Origin of the sequence: Cupriavidus sp. WGlv3, from assembly GCF_023952475.1 — a bacterium.
In the GTDB taxonomy this organism is placed as follows: Bacteria; Pseudomonadota; Gammaproteobacteria; order Burkholderiales; family Burkholderiaceae; genus Cupriavidus; species Cupriavidus phytorum.
Window position 1 is genome coordinate 369,276 of record NZ_JALHRX010000001.1, and the last position, 20,225, is coordinate 389,500.

A 20,225-nucleotide genomic window follows, 5' to 3' on the forward strand; every position below is an offset into this window, starting at 1 on the left:
AGAGCGCGGCGACGGCGGGCCCATAACAACACCGACCAAACTGCCGGCACGGACGTGGCGTTCCCATCAAACCAAAGGAGAGGAGACGCACCAATGAATTCCGCAAGCACCGCGGTCCCGACGGACCTCACCAACGAGCGTTTGCCTTCCGGGCGCCTGCTCGCGCTCGGGTTGCAGCACGTTCTGGTGATGTACGCCGGCACGGTTGCCGTGCCACTGATCGTGGGTGGCGCGCTCAAGCTGCCCAAGGACCAGCTGGCGTTCCTGATCAACGCCGACCTGTTCGCCGCCGGCCTGGCCACGCTGATCCAGGCGATCGGCTTCTGGAAGTTCGGCATCCGCCTGCCGGTGATGATGGGCGTGACCTTCGCCTCGGTGGCGCCGATGATCGCCATCGGCACCGATCCCAATGTCGGCCTGCTCGGCATCTACGGCGCGGTGATCGCGTCAGGGATCTTCGGCATCCTGATCGCGCCGCTGATGGGGCGCATGCTGGGATTGTTCCCGCCGGTGGTGACCGGCACCGTGATCACGCTGATCGGTGTGTCGCTGATGCGCGTGGCCATCAACTGGTCGGCCGGTGGCCAGCCCACCACGCGCGCCGTCATCGACGGCGTCGTCAAGGAAGTGCCGAACCTGGCCTATGGCGACCTGGCCAACCTTGGCATCGCCGGCCTGACGCTGATCATCATCCTGCTGCTGACCAAGTACGGCCGCGGCCTGGTGGCCAACTGCGCGGTGCTGCTCGGCATCATCATCGGCACGCTGGTGGCGATGGGCCTGGGCAAGGTGTCGTTCGAGGGCCTGGACGAAGCCAGCTTCGTCGCCGTGATCACGCCGCTGCATTTCGGCATGCCGACCTTCCAGCTGACCGCGATCCTGTCGATGTGCATCGTCATGCTGATCACGCTGGTGGAGTCGACCGGCATGTTCCTGGCGCTGTCGGACATCACCGGCAAGAAGCTGAGCAACGACGACCTGACCCGCGGCCTGCGCGCCGACGGCCTGGGCACGGTGATCGGCGGCATCTTCAACACCTTCCCCTACACCTCGTTCTCGCAGAACGTGGGCCTGGTGACGGTGACCGGCGTGCGCTCGCGCTACGTCGCCGCGGCCGGCGGCATCATCCTGATCGCCTTCGGCCTGTTTCCCAAGATGGCCCACGTGGTGGCCTCGGTGCCGCAGTTCGTGCTGGGCGGCGCCGGCATCGTGATGTTCGGCATGGTCGCCGCCACCGGCATCCGCATCCTGGGCTCGTGCGATTTCAACCGCAACCGCAACCGCCACAACCTGTTCATCGTTGCCATCTCGATCGGCTTCGGCATGATCCCGACGCTGGCGCCGACGTTCTTCCAGTACCTGCCCAAGTGGACCGACCCGTTCACGCACAGCGGCATCGTGCTCGGCACCATCGTGGCGGTGGCGCTGAACCTGTTCTACAACGGCATCCAGTCGCGCGAAGAGGCCATGCGCAACGCCGCGGCCAACTCGCACGGCACCGAGTAATCGAAGTACCGGCAACGCAGGGCCGGCCCCGCCAGGGTCCGGCTCCCGGATGCAGACCGGCGCCGCCGCCGGCACGACTGGCATGCTCATTGCGTGACGATCGGCGCCTGCGGCGGGACGGCGGTGCCGGGTGGTTTCCTGAAGCAAGCAACGACACATGACAAACGATAACTATCCACGCGATCTCATCGGTTACGGCGCCCGCCCGCCGCACGCCCGCTGGCCGGGCGGCGCGCGCGTGGCGCTGCAGTTCGTGCTCAACTACGAAGAAGGCGGCGAGAACTGCGTGCTGCATGGCGACGCCGCCTCCGAGCAATTCCTCTCCGAGATCGTCGGCGCCGCGGCCTACCCCGAGCGCCACATGAGCATGGAGGGCATCTACGAATACGGCTCGCGCGCCGGCGTCTGGCGCATCCTGCGCGAGTTCGAAAAGCGCGGCCTGCCGCTGACCATCTTCGGCGTGTCGATGGCGCTGCAGCGCCATCCGGAACTGACCCGCGCTTTTGTCGAACTGGGCCACGAGATCGCCTGCCACGGCTGGCGCTGGATCCACTACCAGAACATCGACGAAGCCATCGAGCGCGAGCACATGCGCATCGGCATGCAGATCATCAAGGACCTGACCGGCGAGCTGCCGCTGGGCTGGTACACCGGCCGCGACAGTCCCAACACGCGCCGCCTGGTGGTCGAGCATGGCGGCTTGCTGTACGACTCCGATTACTACGGCGACGACCTGCCGTTCTGGACCGAGGTCGAAGTGACCGGCGGCGAGAAGAAGCCGCACCTGGTGGTGCCGTACACGCTGGATTCGAACGACATGCGCTTCGCCACGCCGCAGGGCTTCAATACCGGCGAACAGTTCTTCCAGTACCTGAAGGATGCGTTCGACGTGCTGTACGACGAAGGCGACCCGAACGGCCAGGACAGCCCCAAGATGCTGTCGATCGGCATGCACTGCCGCCTGCTCGGCCGCCCGGGCCGCTTCCGCGCGCTGCAGCGCTTCCTCGACTACGTGCAGGGGCACGACAAGGTGTGGATCTGCCGCCGTGTCGATATCGCCCGGCACTGGGCCGCCACCTACCCCTACACTCCCCGGAATCAAGCATGAGCCAGACCTACACCATTGCCCAACTCAACACCATGCCGGTCGCGGAATTCGTGCAGGTGCTGGGCGGCATCTACGAACATTCGCCGTGGTTTGCCGAGACCGCCGCCGCGCAACGGCCGTTCGCCGACGGCGCCGCGCTGGCGCAGGCGCTGCGCCAGGCCGTCGATGAAGCCGGCGAGGCGGCGCAGCTGAAGCTGGTGCGCGCCCACCCGGAGCTGGCCGGCAAGGCCGCCGTGCGCGGCGAGCTGACCGCCGAGTCGACGCGCGAGCAGAGCGGTGCCGGCCTGAACCAATGCACGCCCGAGGAGTTCGACCGCCTGCAGTCGCTCAACGCGGCGTACAACCAGAAGTTCGGCTTTCCGTTCATCCTCGCGGTGCGCGGCTACGACCGCCACGGCATCATCGCCGAGTTCGCGCGCCGCGTTGAAAACACACCGCAGCAAGAGTTGCAAACTTGCATCAACCAGATCCATCGCATTGCACAGTTCCGTCTTGACGACTTAGTATCCGCCTGAACAAAAAAGCGTCACCTGTATAACAAAAAACGCTGTACCCCGATGCCGCCGGCCTCCCATGCAACACCCCACCGAGCCCCGGCCAGGCGGCACGAATAAAAGCACAAAGACATGACAAGAACCCGTCAGGGACCCAGTACACAACGTTCCAAGCAGGATCAAAACCACGGAGGTCTAACAATGCAGAAGCAGTACAAGCCGGCGCTCAAGCTGGCGGCGGTAGCGGCTACCCTTTTTTCCGGCGCGGCCATGGCCCAGTCCAGCGTCACGCTGTACGGCCAGGCCGACATGTTCGTCGGCGGCGTGAAGAGCCCGGGCTCGGGCGAGCGCGCATGGGTGGCCAATTCGGGCGGGATGCAGACTTCTTACTGGGGCATCAAGGGCACCGAGGACCTGGGTGGCGGCACCAAGGCCATCTTCGACCTGAACGGCTTCTTCCGTACCGACAGCGGCAACAGCGGCCGCTTCAACGGCGACTCGATGTTCAGCCGCAACGCCTATGTCGGCCTGCAGAACGACAAGGCCGGCACCATCAAGCTGGGCCGCAACACCACGCCGTACTTCATTTCGACCATCCTGTTCAACCCGCTGGTCGACTCGTACGTGTTCTCGCCGACGATCTTCCACACCTACTTCGGCGCGGTCAGCGGCGCCGTCGCCGATCCCGGCATCATCGGCGATTCGGGCTGGAACAACTCGGTGGTGTACAGCACGCCGAACTTCGGCGGCCTGACCGCCAACTTCATCTACGGCTTCGGCGAGCAGCCGGGCGCCGCGGGCAAGCAGAAGTTCGGCGGCAACGTCCTGTACTTCAACGGCCCGTTCGCCGCGACCGTGGCCTACCAGCAGGTGCGCTTCAACAACGTGCCGACCGACATGTCCGACCTCGGCCTGTCGCGCCAGGACGCCGCGCAGATCGGCCTGTCCTACGACTTCAAGGTGGTCAAGCTGTTCGCGCAGGGCCAGTACATCAAGACCCGCGCCACCACCGCGCCGTCGGGCGACATCAAGCACATCGACGGCCAGTTCGGCGCCTCGGTGCCGATCGGCGCCGGCAACCTGCTGGCCTCGTACGCCTACGGCAAGGTCGACAACTCGCTGGGCGACTTCAAGCGCAATACCTTTGCCGTCGCCTACGACTACAACCTGTCCAAGCGCACCGACGTGTACGCCGCCTACTACTACGACAAGATCACCGGCATCGAGCACGGCGATACCTTCGGCGTGGGCGTGCGCCACAAGTTCTGATGCGCTGAAGCGTCACCGGCAGCACTGGAGCCCGCCTTTCCGGCGGGCTTTTTCTTTGCGCACGGCGCGCCTCGCGCGCAATGGCTCCACTTCAATAATGCTGCGCTGCGCCACGCCTGCGGCGCTCCCACGCCGGATTGGAAACTGCCGCTCCATAGGCGGATTCAATTGGATTGGCCCCGGCGCGCTTCCTAGATTGGTGTTCCAGGCCTCAAAAACCAATGACAGCGAGGTGACACATGCGGCGATACGCGAAGACCCGGTCTGAACTGATGGCCATCCTGAACCAGTGCCTCGACAACAACCCCGAGTGCGGCGAGTGCGAGCTGCACGCGGTGCGAATGCACCAGCCTGACCATACCGGTTGCAACTGGAGCGCCGAGGTCGATTTCCCGCAGGAGTCCATCGATAACCTGGGACACCAGCTCGCAGCGGCAAAATCGATTATCGTGGTCATGCGCGAGCAGTACAACGTGCTGCAATAGCCACCATCCCAACCGGCCCTGGCCGCGCGGATGCGGCGGGGCAACAAACAAAAAGGCCGGGTCATCGACCCGGCCTTTTGCATGGCAAACGCCGCGCGGCGAATCAGCGCACCGCGTTGCACTCGGCCACGGCAACGGCCGTCATATTGACGATCCGGCGCGTGGTGGCCTGCGGGTTCAGGATGTGCACCGGCTTGGCCGCGCCCAGCAGGATCGGGCCCACTGTCACGCCCTGGCCGCCCGTGATCTTGAGCAGGTTGAAGGCAATGTTGGCGGCGTCCAGCGTCGGCATCACCAGCAGGTTGGCACTGCCGGCGAGCTTGGTCGACGGCAGGAAGTGGCGGCGCACGTCCTCGACCAGCGCGGCATCGCCCTGCATCTCGCCTTCGACTTCCAGGTGCGGTGCCTCGCGCGCGAGGATCTGCGCGGCCTCGCGCATCTTGCGCGCCGACGGGCGCGTCGACGAGCCGAACATCGAGTGCGACATCAGCGCCACCTTGGGCTGCAGGCCGAAGCGCGCGATTTCTTCGGCGGCCAGCTGGGTGATGGCCGCCAGCTGTTCCGCGCTGGGGTCGTCGTTGACGAAGGTGTCGGTGATGAACAGCGTGTACTTCTCCAGCATCAGCGCGTTCATCGCCGCGAACACATGCGCGCCCGGCGCCAGGCCGATCACATCGCGCACGTGCTCGAGGTGCGCCTCGAAGCGGCCCACGGTGCCGCACAGCAGCGCGTCGGCGTCGCCCATGTGCATCAGCATGGTGCCGATCAGCGTGTTGGAGCGGCGCAGCGCCACCTTGGCCATGTCCGGGGTCACGCCGTCGCGGCCGCGCAGCGCGTGGTAGGCCTCATGGTAGGCGCGGTAGCGCGGATCGTCCTCGGGGTTGATCAGCTCGAAGTCCACGCCCGGCTTCAGGCGCAGGCCGGCCTTGTCGATACGCATCTGGATCACGTGCGGACGGCCGATCAGGATCGGACGGGCCAGGCCTTCGTCGACCACGCCCTGCACCGCGCGCAGCACGCGCTCTTCCTCGCCCTCGGCATAGGCCACGCGCTTGGGCGCGGCCTTGGCGGCCGAGAACACCGGCTTCATGATCAGGCCGGTGTGGTAGACGTAGGTGGAGAGCTGCTGGCGGTACGCTTCCAGGTCCTTGATCGGGCGCGTGGCCACGCCGGACTCTTCGGCGGCCTTGGCCACCGCCGGCGCGATCTTCTCGATCAGGCGCTGGTCGAACGGCGTCGGGATGATGTAGTCCGGGCCGAACTTCAGCTCGCGCCCACCGTAGGCCGCGGCCACGGCATCGTTCAGCTCGGCCTCGGCCAGCTCGGCGATGGCCTTGACGCAGGCCAGCTTCATCGCTTCCGTGATCTTGGTCGCGCCGCAATCGAGCGCGCCGCGGAAGATGTACGGGAAGCACAGCACGTTGTTGACCTGGTTCGGGTAGTCCGAACGGCCGGTGGCGATGATGCAGTCCGGGCGCGCGGCCTTGGCCACTTCCGGGCGGATCTCGGGCTCGGGGTTGGCCAGCGCCAGGATGATGGGCTGGTCGGCCATGGTCTTGACCATCTCGCCGGTCAGCACGCCGGCGGTCGAGCAGCCCAGGAAGACGTCGGCACCCTTGACGATGTCGGCCAGCGTGCGCGCCGAGGTGTCCTGCGCGTAGCGGGCCTTGTTGGCTTCCATGTTGGCGTCGCGGCCCACATAGATCACGCCCTTGGAATCGACCACCGAGATGTTCTCGCGCTTCACGCCGAGACTGACCATGGTGTCGAGGCAGGCAATGGCCGCCGCGCCGGCACCGGACACGGCCAGCTTCACCTTGGCGACGTCCTTGCCAACCACCTTCAGGCCGTTGAGCAGCGCCGCGGTCGAAATGATCGCGGTGCCGTGCTGGTCGTCATGGAAGACGGGGATGTTCATGCGCTCGCGCAGCTTCTGCTCGATGTAGAAGCACTCCGGCGCCTTGATGTCTTCCAGATTGACGCCGCCCAGCGTGGGCTCCAGCGCGGCGACGATCTCGACGATCTTGTCCGGGTCGCGCGCGTCGAGCTCGATGTCGAACACGTCGATGCCGGCGAACTTCTTGAACAGGCAGCCCTTGCCCTCCATCACCGGCTTGCCGGCCAGCGGGCCGATGTCGCCCAGGCCCAGCACGGCGGTGCCGTTGGTGACCACGGCCACCAGGTTGGCGCGCGAGGTGTACTCGGCGGCGGTGGCGGGGTCCTTGGCGATTTCCTCGCAGGCGTAGGCTACGCCCGGCGAGTAGGCCAGCGACAGGTCGCGCTGGTTGGACAGCGCCTTGGTCGCGGTGACCTGGATCTTGCCCTTGGTCGGGCTGCGGTGGTATTCCAGCGCGGCGAGGCGCAGCTGCGCTTCAGGACTGTTCGGGGCATGTTGCGGTGCATCACCGCTGGTCTTGCTGCTCATTGGCTCGTCCGGAAAATGGCCCGGACCGGAAGCGCCCCTCTCCCGCCATGGTTCGGCCCGGCTCAAGCGACAAGCCGGCAGCGAAGGACAAGCTCTGGCAGCGAAACTGACGATTCCGGCCGCCAGGCCGGAAAAATCGAGCAGCTATTCTAGCCCACGCGCCCGCGCAAAGTACCACCGCGGCACGCCTGCGGGCGGCATTTTGCGCGGATTCTGGCCGTTAAACAGCTTTTACCATTGGGTATGCAATGGCGGTGCAGAAGCATGCTCCTGCATGCATCCGCACGCATTGCACTGCCGGGCCTGGGACGGCCGGTGGCAGCTGATGGCGGTCGCGCTACTTAGCGTTCTTCTCCACCTCCAGCGTCACCCGGCGCGGACGGCCGCTGTCGGACGGGAAGTCGGTGAAGGCGCTGCGGATCAGGTAGGGCATCATCGCCGGCAAGCTGCCGTTCTCGGCCTGGTTCTGCGCGGTGACCTGCCAGACCCGCTTGCCGCTGGCCGCGTCCTTGAAATACACCCGCAGGCTGGAGAACGTCACCGGCACGTCGCGCACCACCGTCTGCGGCGGCCAGTAGCCCGGACCCCACGGGCCCCATGGCCCCCACGGCCGGTAGTAGCCCGGTCCCCAGTACGGACCCCAGTACGGGCCCCACGGGCCGTACCACGGGTCCGGGTAGACCGTCTCGGCCACGCGCACCAGCCCCGGCGCCGAGTCGTAGTCCATGCTGACCAGGTAGCGCGCCTGCCGGGCTGGCACCTGCTCGAAGCCGACCCCGGCCAGCGCCGCCGCCAGCCATTGTTCATAGGTCTGCCGGTCAAGCTGGGCCGCCTGCTCGGCGCTGCGCTCGAAACTGTAGGTGCGCGGCGCGTCGTTCTGCCAGCCCGGCAGGCGGAACGCCGTGACATCGGTGGTCACGGTGCTGGCGCACCCCGACAGCAGCAGCGCCGCCAGCAGCGCCAGCGCGCCCCACGTCCTGCGCAGCCCCGGCCACCGGCCCGCTGCCTCTTCATTGCCGACCCCGCCTGCGCGCTGCCACATAGTGCTACCTCGCCCTTCTGTCCACTGAAACCCTGCGTGTCTCTGAGACCACGCCGGCGCCGCGGAATTCCCCGCGCCCGCTTGGTGCGGCGCCCGCCAGACCGCGCCCCGACCCCTTGGCTACAATGAGGACTTCAGCGCCATGCTCTGCTTGCTCGCGTGGCCGCCCCCTTTTTCCTAACGGTCTACCGAAGACAGGATCCCTCCATGCTGCGCACCGACACGCCCGTTACCGTCTATCGCAAGGACTATACCCCGCCGCCGTTCGCCATCGACCACGCCGCGCTGGTGCTGGAGCTCGATCCCCAGCGCACCGTCGTCACCAGCACGCTGCGCTTCGCGCGCACGGCGGGCGCCCCCGACGCGCCGCTGGTGCTGGCCGGCGAAGAACTCGAACTGATCGGCGTCAGCCTGGACGGCAAGCCCGTGGCCAACGCCACCCAGGACGGCGGCACGCTGACGCTTGCCGGCCTGCCGGCGCAGGGCACGCTGGAAATCACCACCGCGTGCCAGCCCGCGGCCAACACCACGCTGTCGGGGCTCTATGTCTCCAACGGCAACTTCTTCACCCAGTGCGAGGCCGAGGGCTTCCGCCGCATCACCTATTTCCTCGACCGCCCCGACGTGATGGCGACCTACCGCGTCACGCTGCGCGCCGACCGCGCCGCCTATCCGGTGCTGCTGTCCAACGGCAACCTGGTGAGCCAGCGCGAACTGCCCGATGGCCGCCACGAAGCCGTGTGGGAAGACCCGTTCCCCAAGCCGTCCTACCTGTTCGCGCTGGTCGCGGGCAAGCTCGAATGCATCGAGCAACGGATCCAGTCCGCCTCCGGCAAGGACAAGCTGCTGCAGGTGTGGGTCGAGCCGCGCGACCTCGACAAGACCCGCCACGCAATGGACTCGCTGGTCCATTCGATCCGCTGGGACGAGCGCCGCTTCGGGCTGGAGCTGGACCTCGAGCGCTTCATGATCGTCGCCGTGGGCGACTTCAACATGGGCGCGATGGAGAACAAGGGCCTGAACATCTTCAACACCAAGTACGTGCTGGCCAATGCGGAAACCGCCACCGACACCGACTTCGCCAATATCGAGGCAGTGGTCGGCCACGAGTACTTCCATAACTGGACCGGCAACCGCGTGACCTGTCGCGACTGGTTCCAGCTGTCGCTGAAGGAAGGCCTGACGGTGTTCCGCGACCAGGAATTCTCGGCCGACATGATGGGCTCGGAATCGGGCCGCGCGGTCAAGCGCATCGAGGACGTGCGCGTGCTGCGCCAGGTGCAGTTCCCCGAGGACGCCGGGCCGATGGCGCATCCGGTGCGCCCCGACAGCTACGAAGAGATCAACAACTTCTACACCGTCACGGTGTACGAGAAAGGCGCCGAGGTGGTGCGCATGTACCAGACCCTGCTGGGCCGCGACGGCTTCCGCAAGGGCATGGACCTGTACTTCCAGCGCCACGACGGCCAGGCCGTGACCTGCGACGACTTCCGCGCCGCCATGGCCGATGCCAACGGCCGCGACCTGAGCCAGTTCGGGCTGTGGTACAGCCAGGCCGGCACGCCGGTGGTGACCGCGCGCACCGCGTGGAACGGCGACGACGGCAGCCTGACGCTGACGCTGTCGCAGCGCTGCCCCAAGGTCGGCATCGAGACCCGCGCCGGCACGCCCGACAAGCAGCCCTTCCATATCCCGTTCGCGCTGGGCTTGCTGGGCGCCGACGGCCACGACCTGCCGCTGCAGCTGGAAGGCGAAAGCGCGCCCGCCGGCACCACGCGCGTGCTCGACTTCACGCAGGCCGAGCAGAGCTTCCGCTTCATCAACCTGCCACGCGGCGCCGAGGCCCCGCTGCCGTCGCTGCTGCGCAATTTCTCCGCGCCGGTGATCGTCGATGCCGAGTACACCGACGCGCAGCTGACCTTCCAGCTGTCGCACGACAGCGACGCCTTCAACCGCTGGGAAGCCGGCCAGCGCCTGGCCACGCGCGCGCTGCTGCAGCTGGTGGCTGACGTGCAGGCCGGGCGCGAGCTCAGGCTCGATCCCGCGCTGGTGCGCGCCATGCGCGCGGTGCTGACCGACGACACGCTCAACCCCGCCTTCCGCGAGCAGGCCCTGGTGTTGCCGGCCGAGGCCTACCTGGCCGAGCGCATGGGCGTGGCCGATCCCGCCGCCATCCACCGCGCGCGCCAGTTCATGCGCGAAGGCCTGGCGCGCGCGCTGCAGGCGGACTGGCTGGCCGCCTACGAAGCCAATGCCACGCCGGGCCCGTATTCGCCCGATGCCGCTCCGGCGGCGAAGCGCGCGCTGCGCAACCTCGCGCTCGGCTACCTGGCCGACAGCGGCGACCCCGCGATGCAGGCGCTGGCCGACCAGCAATACCAGAATGCCGACAACATGACCGACCGCTTCGCCGCGCTGTCGGCACTGGTCAACAGCTTCGCCCCCGGCCGCGAGCATGCGCTGGCGGACTTCTACCAGCGCTTCGAAGACGACGCGCTGGTGATCGACAAGTGGTTCTCGCTGCAGGGCATGCAGCGCGGCAGCGTCGGCCCGCAGCCCGGTGGCCCGCACGCGGGCAAGCGCACCATCGACACCGTGCGCGCGCTGATGGAGCATCCCGCCTTCAACCTGCGCAACCCCAACCGCGCGCGTTCGCTGATCTTCAGCTTCTGCTCCGGCAACCCGGCGCAGTTCCACGCCGAAGACGGCTCCGGCTACCGCTTCTGGGCCGACCAGGTGCTGGCGCTGGACGCCATCAACCCCCAGGTGGCGGCGCGCCTGGCGCGGGTGATGGACCGCTGGCAGAAATATGAACTGGCGTTGCGCGACCGCATGCGCGCCGAGCTGGAACGCGTCGCCGCCTGCAGCACGCTGTCGCGCGACGTGCGCGAGATCGTCGGCAAGGCGCTGGCCGGCTGAGCGCGGCCGGCCGACGCCCCCCGATGCCCGGTCCGGCGCGGCCGGGCATGTAGAATTGCGGCCATCCAAGGAGAACCAACCATGACTCGCATCAGCCTGACCCGCTACCTGGTCGAGGAACAGCGCAAGCACAACACCATCCAGCCCGAACTGCGGCTGCTGATCGAAGTGGTCGCGCGCGCCTGCAAGGCCATTTCCAACGCCGTCAGCAAGGGCGCCCTCGCCGGCGTGCTGGGCTCGGCCGGCACCGGCAACGTCCAGGGCGAAACCCAGCAGAAGCTGGACGTGATCGCCAACGAAGTGCTGCTCGACGCCAACGAATGGGGCGGCCACCTGGCCGCGATGGCGTCGGAAGAAATGGAATCGTTCTACGAGATTCCCAACCGCTACCCGAAGGGCGAATACCTGCTGATGTTCGACCCGCTCGACGGCTCATCGAACATCGACGTCAACGTCTCGATCGGCACCATCTTCTCGGTGCTGCACATGCCCAAGCCGGGCCAGACCGTGACCGAGGCCGACTTCCTGCAGCCCGGCACGCACCAGGTCGCCGCCGGCTACGCGGTGTACGGCCCGCAGACCACGCTGGTGCTGACGGTCGGCAACGGCGTGCACATGTTCACGCTGGACCGCGAGGCCGGCAGCTTCGTGCTGACCCAGTCCAACGTCACGATTCCGGAAGACACCAAGGAATTCGCCATCAACATGTCGAACATGCGCCACTGGGCCCCGCCGGTGCGCAAGTACATCGACGAGTGCCTGGCCGGCGACGAAGGCCCGCGCGGCAAGAACTTCAATATGCGCTGGGTGGCATCGATGGTCGCCGACGTGCACCGCATCCTGACCCGCGGCGGCATCTTCATGTACCCGTGGGACAAGCGCGAGCCGGAAAAGCCCGGCAAGCTGCGCCTGATGTACGAGGCCAACCCGATGGCGATGCTGGTCGAACAGGCCGGCGGCGCCGCCACCAATGGCGAGCAGCGCATCCTCGACGTGCAGCCGGAAAAGCTGCACCAGCGCGTCTCGGTGATCCTGGGCTCGAAGAACGAAGTGGAGCGCGTCACGCGCTACCACCAGGAAGCGCAAGCCAAGGCCTGATACCGGCCAGGGCCAGCCTGAAACGGGGCGCTCCGCGCCCCGTTTTTCGTGCCGGCGCCGGATGACATCGGCGACACAAGAGGGCTTCACAAGGCCGGAAAACGCTGCTACTATTGCGGGCTGTTCCAGATCGCCGGAACATGTTGCCGAAGTAGCTCAGTCGGTAGAGCAGCTCATTCGTAATGAGAAGGTCGGGGGTTCGATTCCTCTCTTCGGCACCACCAGAATTCCAGGGCCCAGCCCGCGCAAACCCGGACAGCGTCACGCTCTCCGGGTTTTTTGTTGCCTGCGTTCTTGCGATGGCGGCGGTGTACAGGGGGGCAGCGGCAATGCCGCCGGCTGGCGCCCCAGCCGTTGCGCCCACCAGTAGCGGAAGGGGTGATCCAGATCGGGATAGAGCACCGGCTGGCTGAAGCAGCCGGCACGCTTCATCAGGAGATAGGCGGCAAGCATGGCCGCCCAGAAAGCTAGCAGTTCCACGATCACGGCCGCCGCGGATGTCGGGGTGGCCGTTTTCATTATAGGTAGCCGCCTTCGGCATGGGGCCGATGGCGCACCCCGTGGATACCCTAGGCGCCGGGCATCGTTCAGTACACCTCCGGCACGATCATCTCCTTCGGCACCGGCTGGCGCACGTAATCCTCGTGTCTCTCGCGCCCGGGCAGCACCACCGTGGGGGTCTCCACTTCGGCATACGGCACCAGGCTCAGCAAGTGATGGATGCAGTTCAGCCGCGCGCGCTTCTTGTCGTCGGCCTGCACCACCCACCATGGCGCCTCGGCGATGTGGGTACGCTCGAGCATGATTTCCTTGGCCCGGGTGTAGTCTTCCCAGCGGCGCTGCGATTCCAGGTCCATCGGGCTGAGCTTCCACTGCTTGAGCGGGTCATGGATGCGGCTCAGGAAGCGCAGGCGCTGTTCGTCGTGCGTGATCGAGAACCAGTACTTGATCACCTGGATGCCGGAACGCACCAGCATCTTTTCGAATTCGGGCACGGAGCGGAAGAACTCTTCATACTGGTCGTCGGTGCAGAAGCCCATCACGCGCTCGACGCCGGCGCGGTTGTACCAGCTGCGGTCGAACAGCACGATTTCGCCGGCGGCGGGCAGCTGCGCGACGTAGCGCTGGAAGTACCACTGGGTGCGTTCGCGGTCGTTGGGCGCGGGCAGCGCGGCAACGCGGCACACGCGCGGGTTCAGCCGCTGGGTGATGCGCTTGATCACGCCGCCCTTGCCGGCGGCGTCGCGCCCCTCGAACAGGATCACGACCTTGTGCCCGGTGGCTGCGACCCAGCTCTGCAGCCGCACCAGTTCGCCCTGCAGCCGGAACAGTTCGCGGAAATATTTCCGGCGGCTGTCCTGCTCGGCCTGGTCGTCCAGGTGCACGGGATCGCCGAAGGCCTCACTGGCCTCGCGGTCGTCCAGTTCCAGTTCGATCTCTTCGTCGTAGTAGTCGGCCACCTCGTTGTGGATGCGCCGCACCAGCTCTGCTTCACCCGGTCTCATCTGCTTGCTCCCCCTGTGGATACAACGCGGTCGCGGCGATGCTGGCATGGCCGTATTGCAGCCGCGTGAAGGCGGAGCAGGTCGCCCTGCCCCGCCCCGCACGTGTTACGCCTTTCAGCCCGCGGGATTGATGTTGTGGTTATGGCGGAACAGGTTGTCGGGATCGTAGCGCCGCTTCACTTCCACCAGCCGGTCGAAATTGGGCCCGTAGGCAGCGCCGACGCGGTCAACCTCCTCCTGCGTGAGGAAGTTGACATAGACGCTGCCCAGCGCGAACGGCGCCGCCGCGCGGAACACCTCGCGCGCCCAGCCGATGCACCGGTCGTCGTCCGCGGGGCTGTCCCAGCGCCCGTGCAGGTTCATGATGAACTTGGCGTCGCGATTGGCATAGGCGGTGGCGTCAGGCGCGACGCGGTTGGTCTGCCCGCCCATCGCGCCGATAAAGACCTCGCATTGCGGCGACGGCAGCTTGCCGATCTGCTCGATCAGCATCGCGATCAGCCCGTCGTCGAGGCCCGCGAAGTTGTGCGACTTCCAGTAGTTGCGCGCGCCCGGCGTCAGCAGCGGATCGAAGGCCTGCTGCCACGCGGTCAGCGGCATCGGCCCCAGGTGCTCGCCATACGGGGTGCCAAGTTGGCGCAGCGGCTCCACCAGTTGCGGCCCCTGCTCCGGCGGACCGATATAGCAGATTGCCAGCGCCGCCACCGGCTTGCCGTGCACCTCGGGCGGCAGGAACGGCAGCGGCGGCGCCTGCCGCAGCACCACCCACACGGTCAGTTCGTCGGGCATCGATTCATACAGTTCGCGATAGGCCGGCAGCACGCTGGCAGCCTGCTCCAGCGGATAGACGACCAGTCCCCCATAGACCTGCGGCCCGACCGGGTGCAGCCGGAACTCGAACATCGTCACCACGCCGAAGTTGCCGCCGCCGCCGCGCAGCGCCCAGAACAGGTCGGCGTTCTCGTCGCTGCTGGCGCGCACCAGCTTGCCGTCGGCGGTGACGACCTGCGCCGACACCAGGTTGTCGACCGTGGTGCCGAACTTGCGGCTGAGCCAGCCGAAGCCGCCCCCCAGCGTCAACCCGGCCACGCCGGTGGTGGAATTGATGCCGAGCGGCGTTGCCAGGCCCTGCGCCTGCGCTTCGTGGTCGAAGTCGCGCAGCGTGGCGCCCGGCTCTACCCAGGCGCGTTGCGCGTGGGGATCGATGCGCACCGAGCGCATCGGCGACAAGTCCAGCACCATGCCGCCCTCGCAGATCGCCAGTCCGCCAATGTTGTGGCCGCCACCGCGTATCGACAGCAGCACGCCGTGCTCGCGCGCGAAGTTCACCGCCGCCGCAACGTCGGCAGCGCCCGCGGCCTGCACGATCCACTGCGGGTGGCGATCGATCATCGCGTTCCAGATCCGGCGCGCGTCGTCATAGCCGCCGTCGCCCGGCTGGAGCAAGCGCCCGCGCAGCTGCGCCTTGAGTGCCTCAATATGTTCCTGCGATGGCTGAGCCATGATCTGCCTCCCGATGCTGGTTGGAAACATCGGACGACACGCGGCGTCAGGAGCAAAAAAATGGCCACGAGGACCGATGACTTCATCATTTAAGGCAGGCACCGCGAGAATGTAAATGCGCGCTGCGTCCGGCGCATTCCGCGGGTGGGGCCAAATCCTGGCGTGGCCGCGCGGCCTATCATGGAGGCACGGTGCCCGTGCGCCGTGCACCTGCACAATGGACCCTGCCAGCCAACCTCCCCTGTTCCTGTGCGGCGACGTGATGACCGGTCGCGGCATCGACCAGATCCTGGCGCATCCCAGCCAGCCGCTGCTGCATGAATCGTATGTGCATTCCGCACTGGACTACGTGCGCCTGGCGGAACGCAAGGCCGGCCCGATCGCGCGCCCCGCCGGGCCGGACTATCCGTGGGGCGACGCGCTGGCGGAACTGGCAAGCCGCGCCGCGCGGCCGCGCATCGTCAACCTGGAAACGGCCATCACCACCAGCGACGATGCCTGGCCCGGCAAGTCCGTGCACTACCGCATGCATCCGCGCAACGTCGATTGCCTGCAGGCCGCCGGCATCGACTGCGCGGTCCTCGCGAACAACCATGTGCTGGACTGGGGCCGCGCGGGCCTGGCCGATACGCTCGACGCGCTGGACGGCGCGCACATCGCGCACGCCGGCGCCGGTCCCGACGAGGCCAGCGCCGCACGCGCCGCGGTGCTGGCGCGGCCCGGCAGTGGTCGCGTGGTGGTGCTCGCCTTCGCCATGCCAAATGCCGGCACACCGGCCGCGTGGCGTGCCACCGCGGGGCACTCGGGCGTGAACCTGCTGGACGACTGGTCCGCGGCTGCGCAGCAACGCATTGCCGCGCAAGTCCATCAACTGCGGCGCCCGGGCGATGTGATGGTGCTGTCGATCCACTGGGGCCCGAACTGGGGCTACCACATCGATCCCGCGCAGCGCGCCTTCGCCCGCGCGCTGGTCGAGCATGCCGGCATCGACATCGTGCACGGGCATTCCTCGCATCACCCGCTCGGCATCGAACTGCATGGCGGCAAGCCGATCCTGTATGGCTGCGGCGATTTCATCAACGACTACGAGGGCATTGGCGGATACGATAGCTACCGCCCGGACCTGGCACTGATGGCATTCGTCAGCTTCGATGACGGCGGCAGCGCGGACCTGCGACTGGTGCCCTTGCGGCGCAGCCACTTCCGGCTGGCGTATGCGCGCGAAGTCGACATGGCATGGCTGCAAGCCATGTTCGAAGCACAGGGAAGCGCGCTTGGCACACGCGTGGCGCGCAGCGGACTCCACGAGTTGCGGCTGTGGGCGGCATAAGCGCAAGCCATCCCTGCCACGATTCCGATACTTGCCGGTACTGGCAAAAGGGTCGGCGCAAAAACAGAAAGGCCAGCGCGATGGCTGGCCTTCCGGTTCATTCAAGTGCCACGTGTGTCGGTTCGGTGTAACGCTTCCACAGAGTGCTGATCCGCTTCTGCATTCATTGCCCAACGCTAGCTCGGTCGCCCATCCTGCGGCACCCCAGGACATATCTGCAGGATAGTACAAATCCCCGCGGATCAAAGCGCGATCAAGGAAGCGCGCGTTTCAGCCGACCGTGATGCGGTCGTCGAGCAGGCGGATCTGGCCGCCGGGCTTGTCTTCCATCACTTTGAGCACGCGGCTGCCCACCTGCAGCGTGACCCCACCATGGATGCGCCGCGCGGCGTCGATGACGGCATCGGCGGCGGGCTGCATCTGCTGCCCCAGTTCGGTCAGGCGTGCCTCCAGCTCGAACAGGTCGCGCGACAGCTTGAACAGCGTCGCGCGCGCCTTTTCGCGCAGGTCGCCGACGGCGCGCTCCGGGTGCTTGGCAAAGAAATCCACCAGCTGCCTGACCTTGTTCTGCTCCTCCAGCATGCGCCGGCGCTCGGCCTCGAGCGCGGCGCGCTGCGCGTCGGCATAGGGATTGAGGCCCACCTGGATGCTGGTGGCGGTGCCGGCCGGCGCGCCCAGCACCGCGGCGCGCACCGCCAGCAAGGCGCGGCTGCGGCCGCCGCTGATGCTGCCCTGCACGCCGGTGCCGCCCACCACGATGCGCTGACCCGCGGCGACATCGCTCTGTCGGATGCCGCTGTCGACGGTGACTTCGGTGCCGGCCTCGACCACCGCATTCTCGATGAAGCGCGCCTTCACCGCGCCTTTGCAGCGCACGCTGGCGCGGCTGATGCCGCCTTCGGCATGGGCGCTTTCGGACTTGCCGATAATGCCGCCCTTGACGATGACGTTGCCGCCGGCCTCGACGCTGGCGGCTTCGATGGTGCCTTCGACCACCACGTCGCCGCTGACATTGACCGACATGCCGGTGCGGATGTCGCCCGACACGCGCAGCGTGCCGTCGAAGGCCACGTTGCCGGAGTGCAGGTCCACCGATTCGACCTGCACCACGGGACTGACCGAGATGCCATAGACGCCGACCACCGGCGATCCGGCAATCACCGCGCGCAGCAGTGCGGGGTCGTCCGCATCCGCCGCCGCGCCGGTCAGGCCCTCGGCAAACGGTGGGTCGTCGACCGCATCGGCGGCAATCGGCTTGCCGAACACGTCGACGCCGGCATGGCCCGGCACCGCCGCAACGCGCCGCATCAGCGGCGTGCCGGGGCTGACCAGCAGCAGGTTGCCCAGCTCGCGCAAATCGACCTTGCCGGCATCGTCGTCGCTGTGCGCCGGCTTGCGCGGCTCCAGCAGGTTGATGAAGCGCGCGGGCTCGCCCTGCCGCGGCGCGATGCCTGCGGCGATGGTGCGCAATTCGCAGCCGCCTTCGGCCAGTGCGGCGTCCAGTGCGAGCGACTGGATCGGCGCCACCACGCCGCGCTCTGCCATGGCGCGGCGGATCTCGTCCGCGCTGACCGGCCGGCCGCCCTCCGGCGGCATCAGCGTCAGCCGCACGGCCAGGCCGTCGGCGCTGATGTCAAGCTCGAACGCGCCGTCGATCAGCGCGCCGATGGTGGCATCGATCTCGTGCTCGGCGCGCTGGCATTGCGCCAGGAACTGCGCCACCGCACGCGCATCCAGCCGCGCGCCGGACCAGCCCAGTCCCTCCAGGCACTGCTGCAGCGTGGCTGGGTCCGGCGGCAGCCGGCCAGGCTGCGGCGTGTAGCGTGCATGCACCTGTTCGCCCGGCTCGGCAAGCTCCAGGCGCAGTCCCGATTCATGCGTCATGCGTCCCCTGAATCGTCTGGCGGCGACGGCGGCTGCCGGCGCTCTGCTTGTTATCGATACATCACCAACGGCAGGCGCGCCTGGAACTTTAGCCCACCACAGCGCAAGGGCGGCCACCGGGCGACTTTTCGGTAAACTGTCGCCATTCCGGGGCGCGCCGCGCCCCGCCGCCTGTGCAGTCCTCCAATGTCAAATACCCACGAAATCCGCCCCGGCCAGTCCATCGAGCTGCTCAAGGAACTCCATATCCTTACGCGCGACGGCAAGATGAACCAGGACAGCCGGCGCAAGCTCAAGCAGGTCTACCACCTGTTCCAGTTCATCGAACCGCTGCTGCAGGAAGTCAAGGCCGCGCGCGGCCGCGTCACGCTGGTGGACCACGGCGCCGGCAAGTCGTATCTGGGCTTCATCCTGTATGACCTGTTCTTCAAGGCCCTGCAGGACGACTCGCACATCTACGGCATCGAGACCCGCGAAGAACTGGTGAAGACCTCGCAGGCGCTGGCGGCGCGGCTGGGGTTTCCGGGGATGTCTTTCCTGAACCTGTCGGTGGCGGATTCGATCACCTCGCCGCAGCTGCCGCCCACCGTCGACGTGGTCACCGCGCTGCATGCGTGCAATACCGCCACCGACGACGCCATCCGCTTCGCGCTGGCCAAGCGCGCGCAGCACATCGTGCTGGTGCCGTGCTGCCAGGCCGAGGTGGCGAGCGTGCTGCGCAAGCACAAGGGCAAGCTGCTGGCGGGCAATCCGCTCACGGAGATCTGGCGCCACCCGCTGCATACGCGCGAGTTCGGCAGCCAGGTGACCAACGTGCTGCGCTGCCTGCAGCTGGAGGCGCACGGCTACCAGGTCAGCGTGACCGAGCTGGTGGGCTGGGAACACTCGATGAAGAATGAGCTGATCATCGCGCAGTACAAGGACCTGCCGCGCCGCCGGCCGGCCGAGCGGCTGGAAGAAGTGCTGGCCCGGCTGGGGCTGGAAGAAATGCGCGAGCGCTTCTTCACCGCGCCGGTAGCGGCGGCGTAACTACGCCTTCCCGGGCTCGGATCCAGGCCCGGACCCCGGCTCGTCCTCGCCCGCCATCCAGCGCCGCCAGCCCTCGTGGCCAAGGCGGCGCATGACCGCCTGGTTGCGCTCGTAGATGTCCGCCGCATCGGGGAAGGCCGCCGCCGCGCGCGCGATCGAGTCCTCGCGCAGCAGGTGCAGGATAGGGTATGGCGCGCGGTTGGTGTAGTTCTCGATATCGTCCGGCTCGGTCCCGGCAAACTGGTAGTGCGGATGGAAGCTGGCGATCTGCAGCGTGCCTTCCAGCCCCAGGCTGGCGAGCAGGCGCTCCGCAAAGTACAGCAGGTCGTTGAAGTCGAGGAAATCGGCCACCGCGTGCGGCAGGATCAGCAGGGTGGTGTCGATCTGCGCGGGGTCGGCATCGGCCAGCAGGCGCAGTTCGTGCTCCAGGTCATCCATCACGTCGGGCGCCTCGGTGACGGGGCTGACCACATAGCGCACCTGCTCCTTCACGTACACGCTCTTGGCGAACGGGCACAGGTTGAGCCCGATCACTGCGCGCTCGAGCCAATGGCGGGTGGCGGCAATGACGGCATCGTCGGAGTGGCTGGCGGGGTGCGTGGCGGAAGACATGATGGCAAGGTGCGGC

At 67.3% G+C, this 20,225-nt stretch carries 16 protein-coding genes and 1 tRNA gene; 10 read left to right on the forward strand and 7 right to left on the reverse strand.

Translation table 11 applies throughout. The annotated features are described in order from the left end of the window. The first annotated feature begins 93 nt into the window (after positions 1–93). From MKD38_RS01755 to MKD38_RS01775, 5 genes are all read left to right on the forward strand, one after another. Positions 94–1,506 carry a nucleobase:cation symporter-2 family protein gene (locus tag MKD38_RS01755; protein ID WP_252674385.1) on the forward strand — a complete coding sequence of 471 codons (1,413 nt, stop codon included), beginning with the start codon at positions 94–96 and terminating at the stop codon, positions 1,504–1,506. A gap of 157 nt (positions 1,507–1,663) precedes the next feature. Next, positions 1,664–2,614 carry an allantoinase PuuE gene (gene puuE, locus MKD38_RS01760; RefSeq protein WP_252674386.1) on the forward strand — a complete coding sequence of 317 codons (951 nt, stop codon included), beginning with the start codon at positions 1,664–1,666 and terminating at the stop codon, positions 2,612–2,614. Further along, a complete protein-coding gene (uraD, locus tag MKD38_RS01765) occupies positions 2,611–3,129 on the forward strand; it encodes a 2-oxo-4-hydroxy-4-carboxy-5-ureidoimidazoline decarboxylase (protein ID WP_115706374.1) in 519 nt (172 codons plus the stop codon). Before puuE ends, uraD begins: the two co-directional genes overlap by 4 nt. Positions 3,130–3,309: 180 nt before the next feature. Further along, on the forward strand, positions 3,310–4,377 hold the full coding sequence (locus MKD38_RS01770) for a porin (RefSeq protein ID WP_252674387.1): 1,068 nt from the start codon (positions 3,310–3,312) through the stop codon (positions 4,375–4,377). A gap of 239 nt (positions 4,378–4,616) precedes the next feature. Beyond that, on the forward strand, positions 4,617–4,862 hold the full coding sequence (locus tag MKD38_RS01775) for a hypothetical protein (RefSeq protein ID WP_115706372.1): 246 nt from the start codon (positions 4,617–4,619) through the stop codon (positions 4,860–4,862). A gap of 103 nt (positions 4,863–4,965) precedes the next feature. Here MKD38_RS01775 and MKD38_RS01780 read toward each other — a convergent pair whose 3' ends face one another. After that, entirely contained in the window at positions 4,966–7,287 is a 2,322-nt protein-coding gene (locus MKD38_RS01780; protein ID WP_252674388.1) for an NADP-dependent malic enzyme, read from the reverse strand. A gap of 337 nt (positions 7,288–7,624) precedes the next feature. Beyond that, the gene (locus tag MKD38_RS01785) at positions 7,625–8,251 is read right to left on the reverse strand and encodes a DUF4136 domain-containing protein (RefSeq protein WP_252674666.1); all 627 of its coding nucleotides are present in this window, start codon (positions 8,249–8,251) and stop codon (positions 7,625–7,627) included. Positions 8,252–8,536: 285 nt separating this feature from the next. On the opposite strand from MKD38_RS01785, the gene pepN reads away from it, so the two are divergent. From pepN to MKD38_RS01800, 3 genes are all read left to right on the forward strand, one after another. Continuing rightward, positions 8,537–11,248, forward strand: coding sequence for an aminopeptidase N (gene pepN, locus MKD38_RS01790; RefSeq protein WP_252674389.1), 2,712 nt, complete (start codon positions 8,537–8,539; stop codon positions 11,246–11,248). A gap of 81 nt (positions 11,249–11,329) precedes the next feature. Beyond that, on the forward strand, positions 11,330–12,346 hold the full coding sequence (locus MKD38_RS01795) for a class 1 fructose-bisphosphatase (protein WP_012352281.1): 1,017 nt from the start codon (positions 11,330–11,332) through the stop codon (positions 12,344–12,346). A gap of 145 nt (positions 12,347–12,491) precedes the next feature. After that, positions 12,492–12,567 (forward strand) — tRNA-Thr (locus tag MKD38_RS01800). Between the two features lie 40 nt (positions 12,568–12,607). Here MKD38_RS01800 and MKD38_RS01805 read toward each other — a convergent pair. The 3 genes from MKD38_RS01805 to MKD38_RS01815 form a co-directional block, all read right to left on the reverse strand. Further along, complete coding sequence (locus tag MKD38_RS01805; protein ID WP_252674390.1) at positions 12,608–12,865, reverse strand: hypothetical protein; 258 nt, start codon at positions 12,863–12,865, stop codon at positions 12,608–12,610. A 68-nt stretch (positions 12,866–12,933) separates the two neighbouring features. Further along, positions 12,934–13,851, reverse strand: a complete 918-nt coding sequence (gene ppk2, locus MKD38_RS01810; protein WP_112773483.1) for a polyphosphate kinase 2 — start codon at positions 13,849–13,851, stop codon at positions 12,934–12,936. Positions 13,852–13,965: 114 nt separating this feature from the next. Further along, entirely contained in the window at positions 13,966–15,354 is a 1,389-nt protein-coding gene (locus MKD38_RS01815) for an FAD-binding oxidoreductase (protein WP_252674391.1), read from the reverse strand. A gap of 217 nt (positions 15,355–15,571) precedes the next feature. Here MKD38_RS01815 and MKD38_RS01820 point away from each other — a divergent pair, with 217 nt between their 5' ends. Next, positions 15,572–16,684: a CapA family protein gene (locus MKD38_RS01820; protein ID WP_252674392.1), complete on the forward strand. Its 1,113-nt coding sequence runs from the start codon at positions 15,572–15,574 to the stop codon at positions 16,682–16,684. Between the two features lie 270 nt (positions 16,685–16,954). Here MKD38_RS01820 and MKD38_RS01825 read toward each other — a convergent pair whose 3' ends face one another. Continuing rightward, entirely contained in the window at positions 16,955–18,568 is a 1,614-nt protein-coding gene (locus MKD38_RS01825; RefSeq protein WP_252674393.1) for a flagellar assembly protein A, read from the reverse strand. A gap of 186 nt (positions 18,569–18,754) precedes the next feature. On the opposite strand from MKD38_RS01825, the gene MKD38_RS01830 reads away from it, so the two are divergent. Further along, on the forward strand, positions 18,755–19,597 hold the full coding sequence (locus tag MKD38_RS01830; protein WP_252674394.1) for a class I SAM-dependent methyltransferase: 843 nt from the start codon (positions 18,755–18,757) through the stop codon (positions 19,595–19,597). Here MKD38_RS01830 and MKD38_RS01835 read toward each other — a convergent pair whose 3' ends face one another. After that, positions 19,598–20,209, reverse strand: coding sequence for a DUF1415 domain-containing protein (locus tag MKD38_RS01835; RefSeq protein ID WP_252674395.1), 612 nt, complete (start codon positions 20,207–20,209; stop codon positions 19,598–19,600). Positions 20,210–20,225 lie beyond the last annotated feature (16 nt).

What these genes read in the sequence shown, in the direction of transcription:
- MKD38_RS01780 (WP_252674388.1), bottom strand. Translation starts at nt 7,287, where the DNA reads ATGAGCAGCAAGACCAGCGGTGATGCACCGCAACATGCCCCGAACAGT.
- uraD (WP_115706374.1), top strand. Translation starts at nt 2,611, where the DNA reads ATGAGCCAGACCTACACCATTGCCCAACTCAACACCATGCCGGTCGCG.
- MKD38_RS01755 (WP_252674385.1), top strand. Translation starts at nt 94, where the DNA reads ATGAATTCCGCAAGCACCGCGGTCCCGACGGACCTCACCAACGAGCGT.
- MKD38_RS01815 (WP_252674391.1), bottom strand. Translation starts at nt 15,354, where the DNA reads ATGGCTCAGCCATCGCAGGAACATATTGAGGCACTCAAGGCGCAGCTG.
- MKD38_RS01805 (WP_252674390.1), bottom strand. Translation starts at nt 12,865, where the DNA reads ATGAAAACGGCCACCCCGACATCCGCGGCGGCCGTGATCGTGGAACTG.
- MKD38_RS01770 (WP_252674387.1), top strand. Translation starts at nt 3,310, where the DNA reads ATGCAGAAGCAGTACAAGCCGGCGCTCAAGCTGGCGGCGGTAGCGGCT.
- MKD38_RS01835 (WP_252674395.1), bottom strand. Translation starts at nt 20,209, where the DNA reads ATGTCTTCCGCCACGCACCCCGCCAGCCACTCCGACGATGCCGTCATT.
- MKD38_RS01830 (WP_252674394.1), top strand. Translation starts at nt 18,755, where the DNA reads ATGTCAAATACCCACGAAATCCGCCCCGGCCAGTCCATCGAGCTGCTC.
- pepN (WP_252674389.1), top strand. Translation starts at nt 8,537, where the DNA reads ATGCTGCGCACCGACACGCCCGTTACCGTCTATCGCAAGGACTATACC.
- ppk2 (WP_112773483.1), bottom strand. Translation starts at nt 13,851, where the DNA reads ATGAGACCGGGTGAAGCAGAGCTGGTGCGGCGCATCCACAACGAGGTG.
- puuE (WP_252674386.1), top strand. Translation starts at nt 1,664, where the DNA reads ATGACAAACGATAACTATCCACGCGATCTCATCGGTTACGGCGCCCGC.
- MKD38_RS01775 (WP_115706372.1), top strand. Translation starts at nt 4,617, where the DNA reads ATGCGGCGATACGCGAAGACCCGGTCTGAACTGATGGCCATCCTGAAC.
- MKD38_RS01820 (WP_252674392.1), top strand. Translation starts at nt 15,572, where the DNA reads ATGGACCCTGCCAGCCAACCTCCCCTGTTCCTGTGCGGCGACGTGATG.
- MKD38_RS01795 (WP_012352281.1), top strand. Translation starts at nt 11,330, where the DNA reads ATGACTCGCATCAGCCTGACCCGCTACCTGGTCGAGGAACAGCGCAAG.
- MKD38_RS01825 (WP_252674393.1), bottom strand. Translation starts at nt 18,568, where the DNA reads ATGACGCATGAATCGGGACTGCGCCTGGAGCTTGCCGAGCCGGGCGAA.